23 protein-coding genes, 1 tRNA gene and 1 pseudogene are annotated in these 23,458 nt (G+C 60.4%); 9 read left to right on the forward strand and 16 right to left on the reverse strand.

Going from position 1 to position 23,458, the window contains the following annotated elements; genetic code table 11:
• Window positions 1-480: 480 nt before the first annotated feature.
• Window positions 481-1,134, reverse strand: coding sequence for a glutathione S-transferase family protein (locus tag NL154_RS03130; RefSeq protein ID WP_221122533.1), 654 nt, complete (start codon window positions 1,132-1,134; stop codon window positions 481-483).
• Between the two features lie 879 nt (window positions 1,135-2,013).
• Between NL154_RS03130 and ppdK the strand changes: the two genes are divergently transcribed.
• A complete protein-coding gene (gene ppdK, locus NL154_RS03135; protein WP_210628885.1) occupies window positions 2,014-4,680 on the forward strand; it encodes a pyruvate, phosphate dikinase in 2,667 nt (888 codons plus the stop codon).
• Window positions 4,681-4,698: 18 nt separating this feature from the next.
• On the opposite strand, the gene NL154_RS03140 is transcribed toward ppdK, so the two are convergent.
• Window positions 4,699-4,962, reverse strand: a complete 264-nt coding sequence (locus NL154_RS03140) for a hypothetical protein (protein WP_221154217.1) — start codon at window positions 4,960-4,962, stop codon at window positions 4,699-4,701.
• A gap of 459 nt (window positions 4,963-5,421) precedes the next feature.
• Between NL154_RS03140 and NL154_RS03145 the strand changes: the two are divergent.
• Window positions 5,422-5,707 (forward strand): annotated as a pseudogene (locus NL154_RS03145) (GIY-YIG nuclease family protein).
• A 427-nt stretch (window positions 5,708-6,134) separates the two neighbouring features.
• Here NL154_RS03145 and NL154_RS03150 read toward each other — a convergent pair.
• Entirely contained in the window at window positions 6,135-6,332 is a 198-nt protein-coding gene (locus tag NL154_RS03150; RefSeq protein ID WP_029531594.1) for a hypothetical protein, read from the reverse strand.
• Between the two features lie 116 nt (window positions 6,333-6,448).
• On the opposite strand from NL154_RS03150, the gene NL154_RS03155 reads away from it, so the two are divergent.
• Window positions 6,449-6,694, forward strand: coding sequence for a hypothetical protein (locus tag NL154_RS03155; protein WP_221154215.1), 246 nt, complete (start codon window positions 6,449-6,451; stop codon window positions 6,692-6,694).
• A 15-nt stretch (window positions 6,695-6,709) separates the two neighbouring features.
• Here the strand turns inward: NL154_RS03155 and NL154_RS03160 are convergent, their stop codons facing one another.
• Window positions 6,710-7,096 carry a hypothetical protein gene (locus tag NL154_RS03160; RefSeq protein ID WP_221122535.1) on the reverse strand — a complete coding sequence of 129 codons (387 nt, stop codon included), beginning with the start codon at window positions 7,094-7,096 and terminating at the stop codon, window positions 6,710-6,712.
• A 693-nt stretch (window positions 7,097-7,789) separates the two neighbouring features.
• Here NL154_RS03160 and NL154_RS03165 point away from each other — a divergent pair.
• Entirely contained in the window at window positions 7,790-8,698 is a 909-nt protein-coding gene (locus tag NL154_RS03165; RefSeq protein ID WP_210628882.1) for a DUF1499 domain-containing protein, read from the forward strand.
• Window positions 8,699-9,235: 537 nt separating this feature from the next.
• Here NL154_RS03165 and NL154_RS03170 read toward each other — a convergent pair.
• Both NL154_RS03170 and NL154_RS03175 read right to left on the reverse strand, forming a co-directional pair.
• Window positions 9,236-9,916 carry a peroxiredoxin-like family protein gene (locus NL154_RS03170; protein WP_210628881.1) on the reverse strand — a complete coding sequence of 227 codons (681 nt, stop codon included), beginning with the start codon at window positions 9,914-9,916 and terminating at the stop codon, window positions 9,236-9,238.
• A gap of 113 nt (window positions 9,917-10,029) precedes the next feature.
• Window positions 10,030-10,962 carry an extracellular catalytic domain type 1 short-chain-length polyhydroxyalkanoate depolymerase gene (locus tag NL154_RS03175; protein WP_434734139.1) on the reverse strand — a complete coding sequence of 311 codons (933 nt, stop codon included), beginning with the start codon at window positions 10,960-10,962 and terminating at the stop codon, window positions 10,030-10,032.
• On the opposite strand from NL154_RS03175, the gene NL154_RS03180 reads away from it, so the two are divergent.
• On the forward strand, window positions 10,859-11,110 hold the full coding sequence (locus NL154_RS03180; RefSeq protein WP_247241674.1) for a hypothetical protein: 252 nt from the start codon (window positions 10,859-10,861) through the stop codon (window positions 11,108-11,110). The two genes, NL154_RS03175 and NL154_RS03180, sit on opposite strands and share 104 nt — an antisense overlap.
• A gap of 171 nt (window positions 11,111-11,281) precedes the next feature.
• A complete protein-coding gene (locus NL154_RS03185) occupies window positions 11,282-11,977 on the forward strand; it encodes a MarR family winged helix-turn-helix transcriptional regulator (RefSeq protein WP_221146643.1) in 696 nt (231 codons plus the stop codon).
• A 2-nt stretch (window positions 11,978-11,979) separates the two neighbouring features.
• On the opposite strand, the gene NL154_RS03190 is transcribed toward NL154_RS03185, so the two are convergent.
• Window positions 11,980-12,390 carry an ester cyclase gene (locus NL154_RS03190; RefSeq protein WP_210628878.1) on the reverse strand — a complete coding sequence of 137 codons (411 nt, stop codon included), beginning with the start codon at window positions 12,388-12,390 and terminating at the stop codon, window positions 11,980-11,982.
• A gap of 200 nt (window positions 12,391-12,590) precedes the next feature.
• Window positions 12,591-13,289, reverse strand: coding sequence for a helix-turn-helix transcriptional regulator (locus NL154_RS03195; RefSeq protein ID WP_434733550.1), 699 nt, complete (start codon window positions 13,287-13,289; stop codon window positions 12,591-12,593).
• A 103-nt stretch (window positions 13,290-13,392) separates the two neighbouring features.
• On the opposite strand from NL154_RS03195, the gene NL154_RS03200 reads away from it, so the two are divergent.
• Window positions 13,393-13,791 carry a VOC family protein gene (locus tag NL154_RS03200; protein WP_434733551.1) on the forward strand — a complete coding sequence of 133 codons (399 nt, stop codon included), beginning with the start codon at window positions 13,393-13,395 and terminating at the stop codon, window positions 13,789-13,791.
• A 21-nt stretch (window positions 13,792-13,812) separates the two neighbouring features.
• Here the strand turns inward: NL154_RS03200 and NL154_RS03205 are convergent, their stop codons facing one another.
• Genes NL154_RS03205 through NL154_RS03215 form a run of 3 tightly spaced genes read right to left on the reverse strand, consistent with a single transcriptional unit; the run spans window position 13,813 to window position 16,911 of the window.
• The gene (locus tag NL154_RS03205) at window positions 13,813-15,534 is read right to left on the reverse strand and encodes a DUF4166 domain-containing protein (protein WP_434733552.1); all 1,722 of its coding nucleotides are present in this window, start codon (window positions 15,532-15,534) and stop codon (window positions 13,813-13,815) included.
• The gene (locus NL154_RS03210) at window positions 15,531-15,980 is read right to left on the reverse strand and encodes a thiol-disulfide oxidoreductase DCC family protein (protein WP_434733553.1); all 450 of its coding nucleotides are present in this window, start codon (window positions 15,978-15,980) and stop codon (window positions 15,531-15,533) included. The genes NL154_RS03205 and NL154_RS03210 overlap by 4 nt, the downstream gene beginning before the upstream one ends.
• A 22-nt stretch (window positions 15,981-16,002) precedes the next feature.
• Window positions 16,003-16,911, reverse strand: a complete 909-nt coding sequence (locus NL154_RS03215; RefSeq protein ID WP_434733554.1) for an MBL fold metallo-hydrolase — start codon at window positions 16,909-16,911, stop codon at window positions 16,003-16,005.
• A gap of 164 nt (window positions 16,912-17,075) precedes the next feature.
• On the opposite strand from NL154_RS03215, the gene NL154_RS03220 reads away from it, so the two are divergent.
• Window positions 17,076-17,150, forward strand: a tRNA-Gln gene (locus NL154_RS03220).
• 42 nt (window positions 17,151-17,192) lie between these two features.
• On the opposite strand, the gene NL154_RS03225 is transcribed toward NL154_RS03220, so the two are convergent.
• A complete protein-coding gene (locus NL154_RS03225) occupies window positions 17,193-17,714 on the reverse strand; it encodes an HNH endonuclease (protein WP_434733555.1) in 522 nt (173 codons plus the stop codon).
• A gap of 166 nt (window positions 17,715-17,880) precedes the next feature.
• Between NL154_RS03225 and NL154_RS03230 the strand changes: the two genes are divergently transcribed.
• Window positions 17,881-18,120: a sulfurtransferase TusA family protein gene (locus NL154_RS03230; RefSeq protein ID WP_434734140.1), complete on the forward strand. Its 240-nt coding sequence runs from the start codon at window positions 17,881-17,883 to the stop codon at window positions 18,118-18,120.
• Window positions 18,121-18,128: 8 nt separating this feature from the next.
• On the opposite strand, the gene NL154_RS03235 is transcribed toward NL154_RS03230, so the two are convergent.
• Genes NL154_RS03235 through dndC form a run of 4 tightly spaced genes read right to left on the reverse strand, consistent with a single transcriptional unit; the run spans window position 18,129 to window position 23,124 of the window.
• Window positions 18,129-19,664, reverse strand: a complete 1,536-nt coding sequence (locus NL154_RS03235; RefSeq protein ID WP_434733556.1) for an ATP-binding protein — start codon at window positions 19,662-19,664, stop codon at window positions 18,129-18,131.
• Entirely contained in the window at window positions 19,661-21,748 is a 2,088-nt protein-coding gene (dndD, locus tag NL154_RS03240) for a DNA sulfur modification protein DndD (protein ID WP_434733557.1), read from the reverse strand. The genes NL154_RS03235 and dndD overlap by 4 nt, the downstream gene beginning before the upstream one ends.
• Window positions 21,749-21,750: 2 nt before the next feature.
• Window positions 21,751-21,951, reverse strand: a complete 201-nt coding sequence (locus tag NL154_RS03245; protein ID WP_434733558.1) for a hypothetical protein — start codon at window positions 21,949-21,951, stop codon at window positions 21,751-21,753.
• Window positions 21,952-23,124, reverse strand: a complete 1,173-nt coding sequence (dndC, locus tag NL154_RS03250) for a DNA phosphorothioation system sulfurtransferase DndC (RefSeq protein WP_434733559.1) — start codon at window positions 23,122-23,124, stop codon at window positions 21,952-21,954.
• Window positions 23,125-23,458: the final 334 nt, after the last annotated feature.

Consider the following 23,458-nt stretch of genomic DNA (forward strand, 5'->3'; position numbering starts at 1 on the left):
GCGGAGACCAGGCTCAGGGCCCAGGGTGATGGGATTGAGGCAAGGGACCGGCCGGAAACGCGGGACGCGGCAGGAGGCCGCGGACAGACACACGGGCGCCACCGAATTGGTATTTGGCGGTCCGCCGCTATTTTGCTGCGGCTGTCACCCTATCCTCCGTCTTCCTCGGGCTTGACCCGAGGATCCATGCGGCATCCACCAGCGCCAGGCCGTGGATCCCAGGCTCAAGGCCTGGGATGACGGAGGAGAGGTGATGCCGGGCTGGCGGGAAGGGTGGTGCTTGGGTTGGCAGAGGAGAGAATGAACCGGGCTCGAAGGACGAGAGGTAGTTGCGGTTGAGGGGCAGCCCCCCACCGATCTCCCAGCCCGGGACGTTGCACGGATATTGAACTCCTGCGTATCTCGACCAACGAAAACGCCAGAACACGAAGCAATCAATGACTACTTCCGTCCAAGCGGTTCACCCCCCATGATCCCTGGTCAGCCGCCCGATGCAGCCTGGAAGACCGCCAGCTGCGCGGCGAAGGCGCGCTGATAGGCCGGTCGCGCCTCGGCGCGGGCGACATAGGCGGCAAGGCTGGGATAATCGTCCAGTATGTTTGACGACTTCAGCCGCAGCAGCACCGAGGCCATCAGCAGGTCACCGGCGCTGAAGGCGCCGTCGAGCCAGTCGGCATCGCCGAGATGGGCAGAAAGGCTGTCCAGTCGTTTGCGGATGCTGCTCTCGAGGGAACGCAGGCGCTTTTCGTACCAGGGTTCGTCGCGCTCCAGGATCCTGGCGAGGCTGTGCTCGAAGATCGGCGTCTCCACCGTATTGAGCGCGGCAAACATCCAGGCGATCGCCCGCGCCCGGCCATTGCTATCCCCAGGCAACAGGCCGTCGCCATGACGCTCGGCGATATGCAGGACGATCGCGCCGGATTCGAACAGGGTAAGATCGCCTTCCTCATAGGTCGGGATCTGCCCGAAAGGCTGACGCGCCAGATGCGCCGGCTGCTTCATCGTCTCGAATGAGACGAGGCGAACCTCATAAGGTTGGCCCGCTTCCTCGAGCGCCCAGCGAACCCGCATGTCGCGCGCGAGACCCCGGCCCCGATCAGGCGAACGTTCAAAGGCGGTAATGGTGATCGTCATCGCTTTCTCCATCGCTTGTCCACATTGAAGACGTGCGGCCAAACGGGATTCCGACATTCACCGCCGTCCGGCGTCAGCTTTTGCGGGAACGGCTGTCTGCCATCGGCGCAGGATCTGCCTCGCATTTCGAGAGGGTCGCATCGACGACGAGGCGGTTGCTCATCGGCCGGCCAAAACCCGAACTCCAGCCGGACTGTGCACAAATCGCGCGCAATTTTCCCGCATTCAGTGATAAACACCAAAAAAGGTCGGCTGTCTTGCGGTCCGTACCCCATTTGGATGATGCTCTTTTCTCTGACTTGCATTAGAAGTTGTTTCAACGCAACCTGATGACTTTGCTGAAAAGCGGGCGGTCAACGTTGCGTATTGTCGAATTTGCGATGCGCTTTCCGGGTAGAGGGCAAAGACCCGGGAGGTGTTGAGCAATCCCGGGAAATCCTGAGGTATTGCCGAACACGAAGATCAGGGTGGTTCCATGAACCGTCCTGGGTTGAGGGACCCCCCGTCCGGTTTTCCTGGCCGGACGGAAACAAGGCTTTGCGGGACATTGTTGCAGTCCCGCAAAGCTTTTTTTATGCCTTCTTCAGATCGGGTGCGGTTTGCATGCCTTCGGCCGCCACTCTCGCGAAAATTATTGTGCGACGCAGCATTTTTGCCGCATTTGTCGATTTTCATTTCAACTCCAAGGCATTAAGCTGATTTGTCAGGCTGACGACACTGCCTTCTTCTCTTTCGTCATGCTCGGGCTTGTCCCGAGCATCTGCGACCGGTCACACGCAGCAGATCCTCGCCACAGGGGCGAGGATGACGCCGAGAAAAGAGCGAGGGTCGTCGACAGCCGAGGGATCACGCTGATCCCGATCTGGAGTTGGGGGGAAGATGACCAAGTGGGTCTATAGGTTCGGCGACGGACAGGCGGAGGGTGGCGCGCGCGACCACGAGATGCTCGGCGGCAAGGGCGCCAATCTTGCTGAAATGTGCGCTCTCGGCCTTCCCGTTCCGCCGGGACTGACGATCGTCAGCGATGCCTGCAACACCTATTACAGCAATGGCGGCCATATCGACGACCGGCTGAAGGCCGAGGTGCGCGACGGCATAGCGGCGATCGAGGCGATCACCGGCCGCCATTTCGGCTCCACCAGCCAGCCGCTGCTGCTGTCGGTGCGCTCCGGCGCCCGCGTCTCCATGCCCGGCATGATGGACACGGTGCTCAATCTCGGCCTCAACGACGAGACCGTGCAGGCGCTCGGCCATGATGCCGGCGACGCGCGTTTTGCCTGGGACAGTTACCGCCGTTTCATCCAGATGTATGCCGATGTCGTCATGGGCCTCGGCAACGACGCCTTCGAGGAAATCCTGGAGGACGAGAAGGCCAAGCTCGGCCACGAACTCGATACCGAGCTCAGCGCCACCGAATGGCAGCATGTCGTCTCCCTCTACAAAAGGTTGATCGAAGAGGAGCTGGGACAGCAGTTTCCGCAGAATCCGGAAGTCCAGCTCTGGGGTGCGGTCGGCGCCGTCTTTTCCAGCTGGAAGAGCGCGCGCGCCGTCACCTACCGCCAGCTGCACAACATCCCGGAAGGCTGGGGCACGGCGGTCAATATCCAGGCGATGGTCTTCGGCAATCTCGGCAACAGCTCGGCGACCGGCGTCGCCTTCACCCGCAATCCTTCGACCGGCGAGAAGGCGCTCTACGGAGAATTCCTCGTCAATGCGCAAGGGGAGGATGTCGTTGCCGGCATCCGCACGCCGCACAGCATCACCGAGGAGGGGCGGCTTTCCTCCGGCTCCGACAAGCCCTCGATGGAAAAGCTGATGCCGGAGGCCTTCCGCGAGCTCACCCGCATCTGCACCGAGCTCGAGATGCATTACCGCGACATGCAGGATATCGAATTCACCATCGAGCGCGGCAAGCTGTGGATGCTGCAGACCCGCTCGGGCAAGCGTTCGACCCGGGCGGCGATGAAGATCGCCGTCGACATGGTCGACGAGAAAGTGATCACCGAGGAGGAGGCGGTGTTGCGCATCGAACCTTCGAGCCTCGACCAGCTCCTGCATCCCACCATCGATCCGCGCGTCAACCGCCAGGTGATCGGCACCGGGCTGCCGGCCTCGCCGGGGGCGGCGACCGGCGCCATCGTCTTTACCGCCGAAGAGGCGGTCGAGGCGGAAGCCGAGGGCCGCAAGGTCATTCTGCTGAGGGTCGAGACCAGCCCGGAGGATATTCACGGCATGCATGCCGCCGAAGGCATCCTGACGACCCGCGGCGGCATGACCAGCCATGCGGCGGTGGTTGCCCGCGGCATGGGCATTCCCTGCGTCGTCGGCGCCGGCACCATGCGCATCGATCAACGCAACGAGCGCCTGCTCGGCATCGGCGTGACGCTGAAGAAGGGCGATATCATCACCATCGACGGTTCGGCCGGCCAGGTGCTGAAGGGCGAGGTGCCGATGATCCAGCCGGAACTGTCGGGCGATTTCGGCCGCATCATGGGCTGGGCCGACCGCGCCCGGCGCATGACGGTGCGCACCAATGCCGATACGCCGGCTGATGCCCGCGCCGCCCGCTCCTTCGGCGCCGAGGGCATCGGCCTTTGCCGCACCGAACACATGTTCTTCGAGGGCGAGCGCATCCATGTCATGCGCGAGATGATCCTGGCCGAGGATGAGAAGGGCAGGCGGCTGGCGCTCGACAAGCTGCTGCCGATGCAGCGCTTGGATTTCACCGGCCTTTTCACCGTCATGCACGGACTGCCGGTGACGATCCGCCTGCTTGATCCGCCGCTGCACGAATTCCTGCCGAAGACCGACGACGAGGTCGCCGAGGTCGCCTTCGCCATGGGGTTGGAGCCGCTTGCGCTGCGCCAGCGCGTCGATGCGCTGCACGAGTTCAACCCGATGCTCGGCCATCGCGGCTGCCGGCTGGCGATCTCCTATCCCGAGATCGTCGAGATGCAGGCCCGCGCCATTTTCGAGGCGGCGGTGGCTGCGGCGCATGAGACCGGGGCGGCCGTCGTGCCGGAGATCATGGTGCCGCTGGTCGGCCTGCGCTCCGAGCTGGATTACGTCAAGGCCTGCATCGACGCCATCGCCGGCAATGTCATGGCCGAAGCCGGCATGAAGATCGATTATCTCGTCGGCACGATGATCGAGCTGCCGCGCGCGGCGCTGCGCGCCCATGTGATCGCCGAGGCCGCCGAATTCTTCTCCTTCGGCACCAACGACCTGACGCAGACCACCTTCGGCATCTCACGCGACGACGCGTCGGCCTTCATCCCCACCTATCAGCGCAAGGGCATCATCGAGCACGATCCCTTCATCTCGCTCGATTTCGATGGGGTGGGGGAGCTGATCAGCATCGCCGCCGAACGCGGCCGGCGCACCCGCAACGACATGAAGCTCGGCATCTGCGGCGAACATGGCGGCGACCCCGCCTCGATCCGCTTCTGCGAAACGATCGGCCTCGACTACGTCTCCTGCTCGCCGTTTCGCGTGCCGATCGCCAGATTGGCGGCGGCGCAGGCGGTGATTTCGGAAAACATGTAGGACCGGGCAGCGCCGACGTCAGTGATGGTACCGCCAGCGATCGTGATAGATATAGGGTCCGTTCAGATCCCAGGCCATGCTCTGCATCAACTCGGCACTCTGCGCCCGCGACTCGGCCCGCCGGTCGAGATCGATGCGCTGCAGGCAGGTGGCAAACGCGTCGGTGCCGCGGCGGAAACCATAATTCAGGCACTTCTGCTCATCGGCCGCCCGCCGCTCCTCCGGCGTCATCGTCTGGCAGGCGGAAAGGCCGAGGAGGGTAAGGAGAAGGGCGATGCGCATTGGTTTGGTCCTTGCTTTTCCCTGAGGAAAAGCCATTCGGGCGAGGGCGTCAAGCGACCGCTCGTCCCTTGCCGAGTGGCCCAGGCCGGGAATGGTTTCTCCTGCGCATCCCACGCTCCGTCATGCTCGCCCTTGAGCTGCCTTGGGATCAGCCCCGGCATGCGGCCTCAGTCAATCTTCCCGCAGTGTCAGCCGCATGGATCCCAGGGTCAAGCCCTGGGATGACGGAGGAGAGGTGGTGGCGCAGCACATAAGCCCGCCAGCGCGCGGCAGAGGTAGTGCCGGGACGCATCGGCTCGGCGGCAGCGATGAAGCTTCGGCAGACGCGGCGCCACACTGGCTACGGCAAATGCGGCGCCTCACAGGCTGCGCCGGCGGTGCGTTTGGCGAGAACGCCAACTCCACACTCCGTCATCCCAGGGCTTGACCCTGGGATCCACAGCCAAGCACTCTGCCCACATGGCAGGATATGTTTACATCGTCACCAACCAGAAAAACGGCACCCTCTACATCGGCGTGACATCCGATCTGGAGCGCCGCATCCATGAGCATCGCGAAGGACTGACACCGGGCTTTGCCTGGAAATATGGCTGCACCCCGCCTCGTCTGGTACGAGGAGCATTGGGACATCGGCAGCGCCATCCAGCGCGAGAAATCATTGAAACGATGGAACCGGCAATGGAAGATCGACCTGGTCGAGGCGATGAATCCCGAGTGGGACGATCTCTATCTTACGCTGTGGTGATGCCGGCTGCGTCGTCTGTCGTGCCAGCCGCGTGGATCCCAGGGTCAAAAGACGGAGGAGAGGTGGTCGCGCGAAAGATCGGCTCACCGCGAGGAGAGGTGGTGCCGGGATGCATAAGCCGCCAGCGCGGAAGAGAGGTGGTGCCGCGACCCATACGTGCGCCAGCGCGCAAAGTGGTGCCGCGACGCATCGGTTGAGCAGCGGTGAGGAACCTTCGGCGGATGCGTCGTTGCACAAGCCGCGGCATTGCGACATCCCAAAAACCGCGCCGGCTCCCAAGCTGCGCCGGCGGTGCGTTTGGCAACATCGCCAACCCCACACTCCGTCATTCCAGGGTGCTTGACCCTGGAATCCACAACCAAGCACGCGGCTTCAGTTACTTACGAGAAAAAGCCGTCGAGAGCGAGGACAACGCCTCTCGCCATCTTCACGCCGCCCCGGCGGGATCCCCGATCGGCAGCAGCGCCGGATCGAGCGGCGGGTCTTGCGGGTTCTTCGTGTCGCCCGGGTCCTGGGCCGGGGTCAGCGGCGGTTTTTCCTGGATGCGGTCGGGAATGCCGGGTGTCGGCGTCGGCCCGCGCGGTGTATCGGTCGTCGGTGTCGGGATCGGATCTCTGTTCGGCATGATCGCCTCCTTTCCAAAAGGAACGGCACCGCCGGAAGATGGTTCCGCTTTCGCCACCCACCTATGCACAAGGGGCATTCCTCTGTATGAGGAGGCCGAAAACACTGGAACCGAGCATGGCCATCCGCGATCGATTTTCGAAGAAACTGAACTGCCCGCAATGCGGCAATGCGGGTTTTGCCGAGGCCTCGGAGATCGATGATCCCAAGCGCAAGCATCCGGATTTCCAGGTCGATCAGCTGCCGCGCGGCTTTGGCGTGCAGCGGGCTTCCAACCACCAGGAAAGCTTCATGATCAAATGCGAGTGCGGCCGCAAATTTCCCTTCCGCAGCCTGGCGGAAGCGGCGGTCGAACGGCGCTAGAACCGAGACGGACGCTCAGATCCGCTCCAGCACCTCGATGAAGGCATCGGCGAAGCGCACCAGATGGGCAGTGTCCTCGTCGGGCGCCTGCATGCGGATCTCGGTGCCGTTCTGATCGAGCAGCGCCAGCACGACGCGCATGCCCTCGCCATCGGGGATGCGCAGGACGGCGATGCGGCGACAATCCTCGATCAGGCCGGCGGCCGGCAGGTCGAACAGCAGTTCGCCGCCGGAACGGCCGGCTGCCTGGCGCACCGCCTCGCAGAAGCCGGCATCGCCGCCGGCATAACCTTCGAGCGAAAGTTCGAGCTCGACGAGCTCCATCGGCAGCGTCGGTTCGGTGTGATCGATCCCGCCAAGCGCAGACGCCTGCGGCCTTGCTGCTATCTCGGGTGAAATCATCCCGTCTCTCCTGTCCGTGACCCTGGAGATGAAACCGCGGCAGAATGGCCTTTTTTTGACATATCAGCAAGGGCTTATGAAGTCGGCGGTCGATTGCCCGGCGGTCTTCGCTGAATTCCATCTGATTCCGAGACAACAGTTTCAATTCAGCCGAATCTTGCCCCAGATCCGGATAATTTTAGGCCGGCCCGGCCTAGAGTCTTTCCGGGCTAGATTGAAGCATTCTGCCGGAGCAGATTTTCGTCAGGACAAAGGCGATTGGCGACGGACATACCCCTCGGTACGTCCGAGCCGATCGCCTTTGTCCTGGCGGAAAGATGCCCGGCCCACCGGCCGCACCGCTTCGCCATGGCGAAGCGATAAGTGCGTCCGGCGATTCCAAAGTCTTGCAGATTTGCCAGACAAATCTGCGGGAGGGTTGGCTGAAACGGGCCGGCTGATCGACCGGCCGGCTTGGCCGTAGAGCTGGGTACGCCACGCGCCGGCCGGTCGACCATCCGACTCCGTTTGAGCCAACAGAATGCTTCAATCTAACCCGGAAAGGCTCTAAATCTGAATCCGAATCTAAATCAAAGAAATAGAGCAAGATGTCGTCCGAAAACCGCTTCACACTTTTCGGCATCATGCTCTAAACAGGGAGAAGGCGATTTGCGTGGTTGATGGCGCGGCGCTGACGAGCAACCGGTAAGTTTGATGCCCATCCGTTACGACCGTCCCGTTTCCAACGCCGCCTACGCTTCGCGGCTGATCGGGGCATTTTCCCTGGTTCTGGCGCTCGCCGTGCTGATCGCCCACCGCTTCGGCGGGCTCGCCACCCCCTATCTGGTGCTGCTTTTGATCGCCGCCGCCGGCGGCGCGCTGCTTGCAGCACTGCTCGCCGCCGTCGGCCTGCGCAGCCTCTGGGTATCAGGGGCCGAAGGCGGGCTCGCCGCACTGGCGGCGCTGATCTATGCCGCCTTTCCGCTTGGCATCGGCGCCGTGGCGGCGGAGCGCTACCTCAGCCTGCCTGCGATCTACGATGTCTCCACCGATCCGGTCGCAGCGCCCGACTGGCTGTCGCCGCCGAAATCCGACCAGATCTGGCTGAAGCGCAATCCGCTGGTGACGCCGGAGGATCGCGAGAAGCAGATGGAGGCCTATCCCGAACTGACCGGCCGGCGCTATGAGGGCGCTCTCGACCGCGTGCTGGAGGCGGTGCGCAAGGTCGCCAAGCAGAGCGGCTTTACGATCGTCAGGAGCACTGGCACGAGCGAGCCGGATCGCGATCTCGAGGACAGGCCGGCAAAGCCCGACCCCGACGACGACGCCGTGACCGACGCGCCCGGCATCATTCCCGTGCCGACGCCGCGTCCCTATGACGACGACGTCGCCAAGCTGATCCGCGGCGCCAACGGCGTGACGCTGCAGGCGACCACCCGCACGCTGATCCTCGGCCTGCGCTTCGATATGGTCATCCGGCTGCGCGAAGAGGCCGAAACCACCTTCGTCGACATCCGCGTCGCCTCCCGCTACGGCCAGCACGACCTCGGCCTCAGCGCCGCAATCGCCGGCGATTATCTGAAGGCGCTCGACTCCGAACTCCTGGGAATTGCGGGTGGGTGAGCCGCGATGCCGCCAAAGGCGGCAGCAATCGATCCAGTGAATCGATTGCAGCGGCGAACGCCCTGAGCCCAAGCGAAGGGCCGGGAGAGGGCGCGGCAGACGCGGCCCCCTGTTCCGATGCCGCCAAAGGCGGCAGCAATCGATCCAGTGAATCGATTGCAGCAGCGAACGCCCTGAGCCCAAGCGAAGGGCCGGGAGAGGGCGCGGCAGACGCGGCCCCCTGTTCCGATGCCGCCAAAGGCGGCAGCAATCGATCCAGTGAATCGATTGCAGCGGCGAACGCCCTGAGCCCAATGGAAGGGCCGGGAGAGGGTGCGGCGAACGCGACCCGCATACCGTGCCGCAAACTCGACGGTCCTGCGATATTGCCTAGCTCTCCTCCCTCATTCTGTGACGAGCACAGGAATGAGGGAGGAGAGGTGGAAGCAAACGCCCCGAGCCCAGCAAAGCCGGGATAGGCGCGGCAGACCGGCCCCCTTGTTGCGGGCCGCCAAAGACGCCGGCAATCATCCGACCACCAACCGATAACGCTGCAGCCTAGCGCCCAAGCTCGCCCACGGCAGCGATGATCTCCGTCGCCGTCGGGAAGATGCAAAGGCTGCTGGGTCCGTCCAGCGCCTCCATCTGTGCCCAGGCAATGGTGCCGTTCTGATCGACCAGGAAGTGACCGACGAGCTGGGTAGGGTGTTTGGCGAAGATCGCCTGATCGGCTTCGTCAAGCACGAAGCCGTCCCTGGCGTTGAGCACCGTGTTGGCTTCCATCGGCTGGATCGGTTCCGGAAACACACCCATGGGGTTGATGCGCGCCGCCTGGAACTGCGCCATCGTCGCGGTATAAGGCCATTCGGGCTGCTCGCTGCTGCCCTCGGGCAGGAACTCGGCATGCGGCACACCATAGGCGCGATGCGTGCGGCAGTCGGGATCGCACAGCAGCGTCACCGGCGTCGGACGGTGGCGGACATACAGGCGAGCGCGCTCCACCGGCGTGTTGATAACGGCCACGGTCCTCACCCCGGCGGCGCTGAGGGTGGGCTCTATGCCGGCAAGCTGCTCGAGCTGGCGCCGGCAGAACGGGCAGTGCAGCCCGCGAAAGAAGCCGATCAGGAATGGCCGGCCGCTCAAATCGGCCAAAGAGACCGTCCCGTCGAAATTGGCCGAGGCGAGCTCGAAGGCGGGCGCGGTGTTCCCAGGTTGCAGCGGGCGCTTCTGTTCTCCCATCGAGAATTCCTTTCCCGGTTCGTCTCAGGTGCAACGACCGAAATTGAATATAGCACTCGTTGCAGGAAGACCCAGCGCCCGATGGTGAGATCGCCTGGAGTGGCCAGGCGTGCTTACCGCCTTGCCAGGCGCCACAGACGCATCAGTTCCACCGGAGCCGAGATCTCCGCTGTCAGCACGAACGGGTCTGTCGAGCCTGAACGGGTCGGCCTTCGACTCTTGACGGGAAGACCGTGCCCCATGCCATGGATGGAATAGAGCGATACCGGGCGTGCACCTCCGGCGTTCCAGGAGGACAACTCGCCCCAGGGCTTCTTCTCGACACGGGCGCTGCTTCGATCGACAGCGTTCGCTTCAACCCATTGATCGACGCAGGCCCTCGCATTTGCCGGGTTTACCGTGCGATCCGCAGTCCCCTGCCAGATGCTGATCGGCGGCCAGGAGCGTTGGCCGGGGGAGATTTCGGCAATCCTGGCGCCCCAGCCATCCCGGGGCAGTGCCGCGCCGGACTTCATCGCCCGCAGCGCTGACATTGCATCGCGCACCGCGCCAACCGGCATCCCGGCGACGATGGCGGCACCTGCAAACATATCCGGATAGTTGGCGACCAATGAACCTGTCATCGCGCCGCCGGCAGAAAGGCCGACAATGTAAACGCGCGTGCGATCGGCTCGATGTCGTTTGAGCGCATGGTCAATCATCTGCTTGATAGAAAGCACCTCGCCGCGATCGCGAGCGACCTCGCTCGGACGGAACCAGTTGAAGCATTTATGAGCATTGTTGGCGTGGGTCTGCTGCGGGTAAATCAGCACGAACCCTCTCTCGCTCGCCAGTCTCGAGAAGCCGCTGGCGGCGTCCAGGCTTTCCGGCGTCTGCCGGCATCCATGAAGCACCACCACAAGGGCCGGTTTGCTTGGCAGATCGGCGGGCACGAAGCTCTTCATGACCAGCCTTCCGGGGTTGCTGCCGAATGCGGCGGTCGTCTGGAGCCTCGGTCGCTCCTGCCTGGATGGCTTGCGGCGAAGCGGACGCCATGCCTTCTCCAACAAGCGTGCGGCTCGCCGTCGCGTCGTCAACAGTCTCGACAGCGATTTGGTGAAGCCGAGCTTCAAACGACCACGCCTTCCAGCCTGGAAAGCAGAGCCTCCAAGCCAGGCTGTGCCGCATCTCGCCTCGACGACGTGCAGCAGATGAACGGTGACATGGTAGCGATGCGAAGCTGCCCGCTTCCGTCTCTTCGATAACAGATCGCATCGGCCTGCCGAACATCGCGGACCGTTGCGATCGTCGAGTTGGATTGATCGTGAGAATGGAGCATGGCTGTTTCGATTTTCCTGTCTTTCATCGCAGCTGTCGCATCGAACCATGACAGTCTGGTCCGCAGGGGGAGTTCAAGTTGTCGCCCGAAACCGAAATCAATCTCGACCGTCACAGGAAGCCTTCAACCCCTTATTGGTTCCGATCTCGTGCGACAAGCCTACCAGGTCCTCGGCCGAAAGCTGCGATGCATCAGGACTGCCCCTCACACTCAGATCGGTCGATGCCGTTTCATTTCCCGCATGTCTCGGTTTATGGAAGAGCAACGCATTCTTTCCAAGGAAGAAGTGGCCGATGGCCGGAGATGAAGAGAGCCCCGAAAAGCTGGAGTCCGCCTTGGCGCTTGCGGAAAGTCTTCGCGTCACGGTCGGCAATTTCGTCAGGGGCATAAGAGCGAATACAAACACGCCGACAACGTCTCAGTCTGAAACTCTGGCGCTGCTCGATCGAAGCGGTCCTCTCAGCGTCGCCGAATTGGCAAGCCGACGCAATGTCAGACATCAGAGCATGCGATTGGTCGCAGGCCAATTGGAGACCGCCGAATTGGTCAGCAAGTTGCCCAATCCGGTGGATAGCCGCAGCCGGCTTCTATCCATAACCGAGAAAGGCCGGGAAGAGCTGACCCGCTCCAGGAAGGCTCGGACGGCGGAAATTGCCGCGCTTATCGACGAGCGCTTGTCCCAGGAGGACAGGCGAACACTCGAAGCCGCAATTCGTATCATCGAAAGACTTGTTCGTCCGTAGCGTCAGGCCTTCGCTAAAGTCGCAAGGACGGTTGAGAACGTGTTCAGGCCCCAATGCTCGGCATATTTGCCGTCCTCGACACGCACGATATCGATGACATCGATGGCGACATCCCGACCGGTCGGTGGAATTCCCATCAAGGGACCGGAGTGAGTGCCACTGATCGTCTTTCGCGTTGTCACCTTGTCGCCTTCGGCGATCTGATCATGGATCGTCACTTTCATATTCGACAGCGCCGGGCGCAGGACATTTTGGAACGTGTTCCACATGCTCTGCGGGCCATTCGCCATTCCTTCCGGCGCGGCATGGTTGATGAAATCCGGGGCCATCAGGGCTTTGAACGCCGCCTCACTGCCGTCTTGAATCACTTCAACGTTGAAGCGGCGAACCACCTCTTTATTCTCGATCTCCATGATCAATCCTTTCTGCTATCCGATGCCGATTTATACAGGTAAACTGTATAAATCGGCAACCGACTTTCTGTCGCTTTTCCAGCGCCATCGTGGCAGATCGGCGCAGCCAGCCCCGCATCCGGCTGCCATCCCGTAAACGGGGCGAAGGGGTATGCCGTGAGGTGTCCGTTCCAAGCTCTCGGCCGGAAGCGTCTCCGCATCTAACCCGACTTGCGCATCTCGGCCTCGCGCCACTGCTGCCATTGCTGCCGCAGCCGGCTCCTGGACATGCCGATGGGTTCAGCCAGGATCTCGACCTTGAGGATCCGTTCGGTGCGGAAGTGACGGAAGGCCTGTTTCGATTGGCACCAGGCAATCAGCAGGCTGTGCCTATCGGCATAGCCGAGAAGCACGGGCCAGACGATGCGGCTGCTGACCGAGCCATCCCCCGCGCGATAGTCGAGTTCCAGCTTGCGGCCTTCCCGGATCGCCGATCTCAGCGGCCGCGTGTCGAGCGTCGCATCGCCGCCGATATCGTCCGGTTTGATGCCGACCGCGGGCTCGGCAATATAGGGAAGCAGCTCCGGCGGCATGACCGAGGTGATCTTGGCCATGACATCGCTGGCGGCGTTGCGGATGGCCGCATCATTCAGCCTTGCCGCCATCTGCACGCCGAGCACGACCGCCTCGATCTCGTCGGGCGTCAGCATCAGCGGCGGCATGTCGTAGCGCGGATCGAGCACATAGCCGAACCCGGCTTCGCCTTCGATCGGAACACGCTGGGCAATCAGATGGGCGATATCGCGATAGACGGTCCGCCTGGCGACCTCCAGTTCATCCGCGAGCGCCGACGAGGTCACCGGCCGGCTCGACCGGCGAAGAATCTGGATGATCTGAAAAAGCCGATCCGCTTTTCGCATGCCTGCTGACTCCTGCTGCCACCACGCTGTCAGCACGGCTGTGTGACAAAGGCAAGCCAAGAGATCGTCGCGCACCCATCATCGCGCACCCACGGAGAAGATCATGAAATTCGCATCCACCCGCCTCATCGCCGCCGATATCGCCAGCATGGTGGCCTTTTATGAGCTTGTGACCGGCTGCCGCGCCGAATGGCTTGCGCCCGCCTTCGCCGAGATCGTCATGCCAGGCGCCACACTCGCCATCGGCAGCGCGGAAACGGCGGCCTTGTTCAGCGAGGGCAGCGCCGAGCCGGGAGCCAATCGCACGGCCATTCTCGAATTCATGGTGTCGGATGTCGATGCGGAATTCGCCCGGCTCAAGGACCGGGTCACGGTCGTGCACGCGCCCAAGGATCTGCCATGGGGCAACCGGACAGCGCAGTTTGCCGACCCCGAGGGGACCCGCATCGCCCTCTATACGCCTGTCACCGAGGCCGCCAGACAGCGTTTCGCCGGCCGTTGATGCTGGCCAGGGCGAGGGGTCTCACTCCAGCACCAGCCATCCCGAATAGCGCACCACCAGCCCGGTCAGCCGCCCGCCGATCTCGACGTGGAAGTGGAAGCGCCCGTCGCGCTCCTCCTCGTAGGTATCGCCGCCCGGCGCCAGGAACAGCGGCAGCGGAATGCCGCAAAAGCGCCAGCCGCGCACGATGAGGCGCAGCTTCTGCCCCTCCGGCACCAGCGCCAGCAGCACCCGGAACGGCCCGAACACCTCGACGAGCAGGTGGCTGTCGCGGCCGGGGCCGGCGGCCTGCCAGCTGCGGAAGGTCTTGCTGCCGAAACTGCGCGTCCAGATCTCCCGCTCGCCCTCGGCGACAAAGCGCACCGCGACCGGCACATCCTCGCCGGCGGCGGGAAAGCCGATGAGGCCGGCGATCAGCCGGGCGAGGAGACCGCTGCCGCGCTCGATCCGCGCCCGGCCGGAGGCAAGCCGGGTGCCGCCCGCATGGATCGCCGCCAGCGCCGGCGGCAGCTTCTCCCAGGCGTCGCCGAGAATGCGCCGGTAGAGCGGCTGGGCCTCTTCCTGGTGATCCAGCCGGACGCCTGAAGCGATGGAGAACTGGCTGAAGGCCGCTTCGAAATCCGCAAGGGACAATTCCCCCGCCGCCGGCCGGGCGCCGCTTTCCGGCCGTTGGCCGTCGAGCAGCCGGCGCACCAGCAGCTCGACGCCGAGAACCGGAATGAACGGCCCGTCATCACCTTCGGCAATCAGCGACCAATCCGCCGTCAACCGCCGCCCCTCATGATCGACGCCGCCCAGGCGCACGAACATGCCGCCGCGATGCGCGCCGGCGGCGAAGCGATGGCTGGCCGCCTGCAGCGCCCGGGCGAACGGCGTGAGCGACGGCAGCAGCCCGATCTCGACCAGCCGGGCGGCAAATCTCAAGAGCCGCTGCAGCGCCTGCGGCTCGGTGCCGACGCCGGTGAAGGTGGATTGCAGGCCGGCAAAACGATCAGGCAGCAGCGCCAGGTCGGGCGCATCGACCAGCAGGAATTTCCGGCTGGCGAGCGGCGCCACATAGGGCGGGGCGATCGTCACCCGCATCTCATCGATCAGCCCGCGCCCCTCGGCCGGCCGGCCCTCGCGCAGCACCGCCACCGGCTTACCGGCGTAACTTGCGATCGCCCTGACGACATTGAGGCCGATCTTCACATGCGCCGAGGGGGCAATGCCGGCCGCCACACTTTCGATGCGGGAGAAATGCGGCGCCATCGCCTCCAGCGCCGCGAAGGAAAGGGCCGGCAGGCTGCTCAGCCCCGACAGAACAAAGATGCCCTTGGCCTTCGCCTGCGCATCCAGCCTACCGATGCCGGCGACAAAGCCGGTGCTGTCGGCGAGATCGGCATAATCGATGCCGAGGTCGATGCAGGCCCGCACCAGCTTATAGCCATCGCCGGTGAAGCTCTGGAACGGCCCGGAGGCATCGACGACGAGATCGGGCCTCAGCCGCGTCAGCTGCTCCCGGAGATCGCCGTCACGATCGAACACCACCGCCTGCAGCCAGGCGCCGAGATCGTTGCCGCCGAGGCGCCCGGCGCCGCCCTTCGGCGATCGCATATCGAAGACGAAATCATCGGCCTTTTCGAGCGAACGGCCGGCGATCAGCAGCCTGAGCCTGGGCTCCTCGCCGAGCAGCCGGGCGAGCCGGCCGCCGAAGGCGCCGTAGCCGCCGATGATCAGCAGGGAAAAGGTGCCGCCGCTCATGCGATGAAGCGGCCGCGCTGCTCCGGCGTCGGCACCATGCAGCTCTGCCGGCCGGCGATCTTCAGCCGGTTGCGGGCGATGAATTCATAGATGGCGTCAGCCGCGCGCCGCGGCAGCAGCCGGAACAACCTGACCAGCGAATAGGGAAAGCCGAGCCCGGCCACCATGCGGATCGAGCCATCGGACTTGAAGAAGGCGTGGCCCTTTTCGATGAGGATATTGGTTTCGTAATCGCGGCAATCGAGCCCGTAATGCCGGTAGAGCGCTTGCCCGAGCGGCGTCTGTGCCGCGACGAAGCGGTAGCGCTGCCGCCTGTCGTGCTTCAGCGCGAATTTCACCCAGCCGGAGCAGAAGACGCATTCGCCATCGAAGACGATGAGCGGCCGGTCATCGGCAAAGGCGGGAACGGCGGGATCGGTGCGATAGCTGTAATCGGCGCGGCCCATGCTGATCTCCCTCCGCCTTTCATTACCCCGGCCAATAGCGCGCGGCAAGCGAAGGCGGCCCATCCGCTGCAATCTCGCCGCGCTCCATGAGATGCTCGATATGGGCGAGCACGGAAAGGGCCGCCGCGCCATAGAGCTTCGGATCGGTATCGCGATAGATCGCCTTCACCATCTCCGCGATCTCGCGATCGCCAGCCGCGACCCGCGCCAGCACCGCCTGCTCGCGCTTGAGCCGATGCGCCTTCAGCGCCGGCAGGAAAGTCTTCGGCTCGTTGACCGGCCCGCCATGGCCGGGCAGCAGCAGGCCGTCCTCGCGCGCTATCAGCCTGTCGAGCGAGGCCATGTAATCCGCCATCGCCCCATCCGGGGGTGCGACGATCGAGGTCGACCAGGCCATGACATGATCGCCGGAAAACAGGATCTCCCGGCCTTCGAGCGCGAAGGCGGCATGATTGGCCGTATGCCCCGGCGTCAGCACCGATGTCAGCGCCCACCCATCGCCCGTTATCGTCTGACCATCGCCGAGCGCGATATCCGGCACGAACTCCATATCCGCGCTTTCGGCAAAGGGATTGACCTCGCCGTGGCGCAGCCGCCGTGCCGGCCGATGCGGCCCTTGCCCCACCGTCACTGCCCCCGTTTCCGCCTGCAGCCGGCGGGCAAGCGGCGAGTGATCGCGATGGGTATGGCTGACGAAGATATGCGTCACATGACGCCCGCCGATCGCCGCCATCAGCGCGTGATAATGCGCCTCGTCCTCCGGCCCGGGATCGATGACGGCGAGCGACGAGGCGCCGACGAGATAGCTGTTGGTGCCGAAAAAGGTGAAAGGTCCGGGATTTTCCGCCGTGATGCGCAGGATATCCGGAGCAACCGGCACGGCCCGCCCATAGGCCGGCTCGAAAGCAAGGTCGAAAACGGGACTTTCCATGCGGGACGATGATCTCAGGTTGATAATATCGCCTCATGCTAGCACGCCGCCCGCCACTTCGCGCGCATAAATCTGCCTGAGGCGCAAACTTAGTCATTGTGACAGGCAAAGAGCTTTGCTAATCAGGCGCGATCCGAGCAAGCGGTTCGCCGCTGAAGCTCTGGTGGGGCGTAGCCAAGCGGTAAGGCAGCGGTTTTTGGTACCGCCATCCCCTGGTTCGAATCCAGGCGCCCCAGCCAATCTCACCTTGTGCCCTCAACACCTGCAGCTTAGGCAGTAGATCACTGCGCCGAGTTCCCTCGGACCAATCTCACAGTCCCAGCAGCATAGAACTCAACCGTCAAAGTTGGAGTAAGTCTTAGTTTTGGGACAACCATTAGGCCGATGGCGAATTCCATCATTCCATCATCAACAACTTTGCTAAATGCCTCCCAAGCGGCGGGATTCGTTCTAGCAAAGACCAATATCAATGGCTCCAGATCACGCAGTTCCAGCTTTTGTTCATCGGCTGCCATTTCGAGAGTGTTGAGGGCTTTTGCAAGTCTCGCGTCCGATACACCTTTCGCCACAAGTGCCCGGCATCGCTCGGCGCCACGCGTGGCTTTCTCAAGGGAAGCAAGGTGTACTGGCGACGGTTTGAAACTATAGCCCTTCTTTGCATTGTTGCAGGCGCTGCAACTCGGAAGCAAATTTTCAAACCCATTTATCTGAAAGTCGCCTGGCAGCCCTAGACTTCTCAACGCGCTTTTCAATTCCAGCGACTTGGATAGAAGATGCTCAGGTATTATGTGGTCGATTTGCATTGTCTTTAGGTCGAGCGGCACAGAGCAAGCATAACAGCTGCCACCGTGGACCGTGTAGATGGCAAACCGTTCAAGAGAGGAAAATCTGTGGGATGACAATCGGACTCCCTCGACTGGCCAAGATCAGAATTGCATAAGGAAATTTAGCGTCAACAAGGTAGGCATTATGGCGGATCACTACATAGAAACGGCCTTTTTGGATACATCCGGTCAGAAATGTCCGATACCGGTAATTAAGGCGAAGAAAGTGCTAAAATCGCTATCAGTTGGGGACGTTCTTAAAATCAAAACAACAGACCCTCTCGCGCTTATCGACATTCCGCACATGTGCAACGAATTGAAATATGAGTTGCTAATGACGAGCCGATTTGAAGATTACAACATTTTCTATGTGAAAAAGGGTTGAAAGCGGTCCTATTCCCAGGATTGGACCTTCCGGGCTGCTTGATCGCCTCTTCTTTTTACATAGCTTTGGCCGGTTGCCAGAGTTGCAAGGTTCGCGCTCTTACCAAGAATGCGAGTGGCATTTCGGGGCGGTGCATTGGTTGAAAACGCTGCCACCAAACCCATTTCGCTGAGAAAGTCATCGTCTTCTCCAGAGAAATCGTCAGGCGATTGTGAGATAAGCATCACGGCACCGCCCTTAGATCGACTCATTCTTACCAGGTTTGCGAGGGAGGGCAGATTGTTGCCGAGAATACGATGCGCTTCGTCGATCACACAAACAATGCGCAATCCACGGCTCCCATCTGCACCCACGGGAGAGTCTGGCAAGCTATTCAAATATTGGTCCAGAGCGTCGAGTATTAAGTTTACTACGATACTACGGCTTTCCTCCACCACGTTTGGTGGAAGCTTGATAATCCAGCTCTTCTGAAAAAAAGCCTCCGGCGACAACGTCGGCGTGAACAGCGGAAAACGGCAGATCTCTCGTGCAGCAGAGATCGCGCCATCGTCCTTCATCTCTCGTTCGGCATACACCTGGACTAGCTGCTCAAGAAAATCACCGAGTTCGCACGGTGCGCTTTCTTGCAGGGCGCCTACCGCCGCTTCGTAAACCGCATCTCGTTGTTTGTCACCAAGTCTGGCACCTTTGAGACGAGAAAAGCTTTCTCTGAAGCGCGACGCCGCCTCAGACAACTCGATCTTTTCACGGCTTCTGAGCGCCAGCACGTCAAGGGGCACCGGTGTCCGCGGCGGTTCGATCACTGTCGCTCCGAACAATTCCTCAAGGTGATATCCGCCTCCCGCGTCGTCAGTCGCAAGGTCACCTTTGAAGTCGAACGCAATGATCGGTACGTTTGCCTTCGCTCGAATGCTTTTCAATATTGCGACGGCAGTTCTCGTTTTGCCCGAGCCGACGCCGCCCATGATCGCGCTATGCGGTGAGCAACCGGAGCTATTGAGTGTCCAGTCCACTTCATTGCCAGACGATGTCTCTTTCGAAATCTCTCCAACCGGTACGGTAATCACTCCTGTGCTGGAGAAGTCAGTGGAAGCTGACCCGTGTCGGAGACCAGCTCTTGCTAGCAAGGGGAGGTCGGCTTGCTCAACCAAGCGACGAACAAATTTGGATAAGTCCTCATCGGCTTGTTTCCAATCACTATCAAGGAGATGAAGACCGCGTTTCCAATGCGCGGCGACGAGACCGCTTACCTTGCGAAGGTCGTAGTCGAGGTCTCCATAGTGCTGGATAAGCATTGCAAGCCAAGAAGATAGGGTTGACCCCGTGCCGAACAAAGTGTCGCCCTTTATGGATTTACCCCAGTCGGCATCGGCTTCAATCATCGAAGGTCTAGACTGGACCCCGAGGGAGCGTGAGATTGCGAGACGCGCAGGCAAATACCGCTTCTTCATGCCGAGACGCTTCATAAAGTCGGTGTTTAGATCGTCGCTCTCTTCGTCCGTGCGAAAGTTTGCACCGGCAATTTCAACCAAAGTGAAAGTCATGATGCGCGCACCTGCGGGGATCTAAAGTAGCCTTCGTGAACAGATGACTGGCCAATGTCGCCAACCCGCTCAAATTGAATCAAGAACTCTTTCTGAACATGATCGCTCACGACTTCGTGATACTCGCCAACGATCTCTGTATTTGTGGATAGAAGTATCACTTGGTGGTCAGGGCGAATTAGATGCTGAAGAACACCTTTCCGGTGCTCGACGTCGAGCCTGCCCAATGGCGTATCGATAACCATTGGAAAAGAACGTTGTGACACCGAGGCTACAGCCGAAATAAGCGCCTGAGTGAAGATTTGCTTTTCCCCAGCCGATAGGTCGAAATTTCTCAGATCGATGCCGTCTGCGCTCAGAAGCTTAACTTCGCAATCCTCTGTAATTTCGATCCTTTCCACCAAATCCTTCTTGTGAGCCATCGATTTGTGAGCTGCGGTCATAGCCGTAGCTATAGCCGCAATCTGACTGGGAACGGCTTTACTCACGATGGCATCTATCATTGACGCCGCGGTCAACGCTCGAGACGCCCGTCGAAGGTTTGGCTTTGCTTGATCCCATTGACCGGAGAGGCGGGCTAGCTCGGTATTTCGTTTGGTGATCTCAGCATCCGTGACGCCGATCTCACGCCTCAGCGCGCCAATCTCCTGATCCAATTCTTGAAGCCGACCATTTACAGCGCCCAACTCCAGTCGCTTTTTGTCGACGTTCGGCGCAATTGCCTCGGTTTTTGTAATTTCCTGTTGAAGACGTCCATGTGCCTCTTCAGTCGCGCTGATCCTATCGAGCAAGTCGACTATCTCCGGTGCTCCGACCTGATCAAGCTCGTCCAGCCGCTCGCTCACGCGAATTCGGTCTAATTCATTGAGATACTTGTGCAGAACGTTTTCGACAATGTTTGTGGGGGGAGGATTCCACAGCGTCTCCCACGCATCTCGAGAAACTTTAAGTACAGATGATTTTTGAGTATGCATTAAATCGGGTTGGATTAAGTTCAGTGCAGCCTCAACCGCAGACAGATACCTGTCCAAGTTTGCATCCCCTTGCTGGCGGCCAGCAAGCCATTTTTCTCTGGCTATTTCACCTACTAGCGTTTCTTTCAGCGCAGATCTGAGCTTCGCACCGGAAAGAGCGAGCGCGATGTCCTGAGAGAGAAGGGCCTCTAGTTGAGCTCGACCTTCTTCAATTTCACGCTCGAACCTATTCAATCTTTCAAATTGCTCTTGAAACTGCGCCTGCGATCCGACGCCGAAACTCGCTAATTCGCGAGTTAGTTTCTCACGCTGTTCCTTCATTGTCTGGTGTTCGGGCTCGAGTTCTGCAAGACGCTGCTTTTTTTCGTTGACCTGGAATTGCGCAGTATCGATGTCCAGCTCTAGGCGTTCCAGCGTTTTATCTGAAACGTTATTAACCTCACTGCGCCTCACCCTCGCGTATTGTCGTAGGTCGGCAGCCAAATCTCGGAGGACGGGTATCCCAAGCAGCCCCTCGATTCCTGAACGGACCTGGACTGCCATCTCACGCTCAGCAAAAGCGCTAACCTGCTCTCCATCAAAGAGGAAAAACGCCGCTAGATAATATGGGAGGAACCGTTTCGCGATGAAGTCGCGGTACCATTCGATTTCGTCCACATCTTCATTCGGACTAGGGCCGATAAGTCGGCGCGTAGAGCCTTCATAAACTCGGACCTCTTCGTCCTGAGGGCGAAAGGCGCCCTTATCGCTGAAATACCAAATGCGGTGGATTTCAATCTCTTGGCTGTCGTCATCAACGAACGTCATCTTCACCGAGCAAGATGTCCTGCCCGCTTCAACAGCGCCTCGATGCAAGGCCTTTTCAAGAAAAGTTTTATATGATGTGGCAAGCCTTTCTTTATCGTCGCTCGCAAACGGCGATCTTGCCACTAGAGGCAGGCCGCTGCGTCCGAAGAGCCCCAGGACGATAGCCTCGAAAAGAGAAGTTTTACCAAACCCGTTCGGCGCACCTACTAGGATGATGTTTTTCTCAGGCGTAGGTGCTGGGAAATCAAAATTTGCAACAGTGTAGGCTTTCCAGTCTCTCAAGGAAATATTCTTAAAATACACTGTTATTCCCCAATCTCGATTCTGTCGAGAATATCATCGAACATGTCAAAAAGACCACGTTTCCGTTGTTTTCCGGTTTGGTCGACTTCCGCTTGTACAAGCTCGGAAAATTCCGGAAAACTAATGTTATGGCTTAGGCACTCCTGCTTAATCAGAGCTTTACCCTCAGGATTATCCAACAAAACTACAACATTTTTCGCCACTTAACGGACCTTCTTGAGGGTATTGGTAACTGCTCGCTCGCCTTTCGGCGAAGCGGTTATTTCGTCTGACCAAATCTGCCGGATCCGGTCTATCTCCTCCGCGGAAATTAAATCTACAGGTTGATTTCGCTGTAGGTCAATTAGCCGGTCCAATATTTCGTGTCTGGTCTCAAGCGTGAAAGGCCCAGGGATGAAGGTTCCAGTATCAGTAATGGTGATTGTTCCATTCCGTCGGCGTGCAGATCGCTTGTTTGGATCGGACCGGATCGCGACCAGATAGTCGCGAAAATCGAGTAAAGGGCCAAACTCGGCAAATCCCGCGTCAACAAACCCTTCGAGGCTCCTGTCTTTGTCAACGACTGTGCATGTCCAGCAACCGAAGCGTGACGATGTGCTTCCACAGGATGGGGCATCGGACTTCTGCGTCACGATGGGGCACTCGCCGCCGCTTGCATCGCGATAAAGTTGGATGAGCTTTTGATGATTGCCGCCCCAAGGGGCGTCATGTTCAGCCAGATACTCCCAAACGTCGTCCGTCGAAAGTTCAACGATTGGTCGAAAGACCGCACAGCCAACAAGATCGTTGTGGCGGTTCAGACGTTCTCCATTGTCGTACCGTTTGACACTTGCCGCGCGGGTCGCGCTCTCTGAGCGGCGAACTCCCAAAAGCAGAATTACGTTTTTGGATTCCTCGATTTGAGATTTTATATATGCGCTTGTTGGTTGGATCTTCATTCGGTCGGTGCACCATCGGAAGGTCCGGTTGGGGGACGGATAGCCTCTTCCGATAAGGTTCACCCAAAACGTGTGATCTAAATTCGGAGTCGTAATGCTCGTGACAACTGGAAGGCGCAAAACCGATGCTGCATCCCTGATGCGCTCCAAACTTTCTTTTATGTGACCGATGACGAGCGGACTTTCGACAAGCGTATCGTTTGACACGATATGCACCTCGCGGCGGCGCTGGCTTCGAGGTAAATCCATCAGCACTTCGTATACCAGATGCACAACTAGTGTGCTGTCTTTCCCACCCGAGTAGCCAATGACCCAGGGATGCGAATGGTCTTGAAGATATTCGTCTCTAATCTCACTTTTGATGATTTCGATCATCTCTTCCAGCTGCAAGCCGGAGAAGTCATGGGTTCTAAGACTTTCGGCGAACGCAGCGACCATTTCTCACCTCACAAGACTATGCACGATTCCATCAAAGGATTCGACGACGTCGTATCCATAGCCGAATCTGGCGTAACCTGAAAGGGAATGTGAACCCGGTACCGCTGGCCTATGTCTGTGCCTTCCGTGCTTGACATGCGAGGTTGAACGCTAGGCAGCTCTGAGAGCGCTTAGTCGACCTTCCATCGACTACAGATTTCCTTGCAACGGGTGCAGACTCTACGGCAAGACTCGTAATCGACCTTTAGCCCACCCACGCCGCACCTACCAGCATAGTTTAGCGCTGCGACCTGGTTGCTTGCCACGCTCTGGAAGCAGCAGGACGCCCATCGAC

The organism is Rhizobium sp. YTUHZ044 (assembly GCF_051123975.1).
Classification (GTDB): Bacteria; Pseudomonadota; Alphaproteobacteria; order Rhizobiales; family Rhizobiaceae; genus Rhizobium.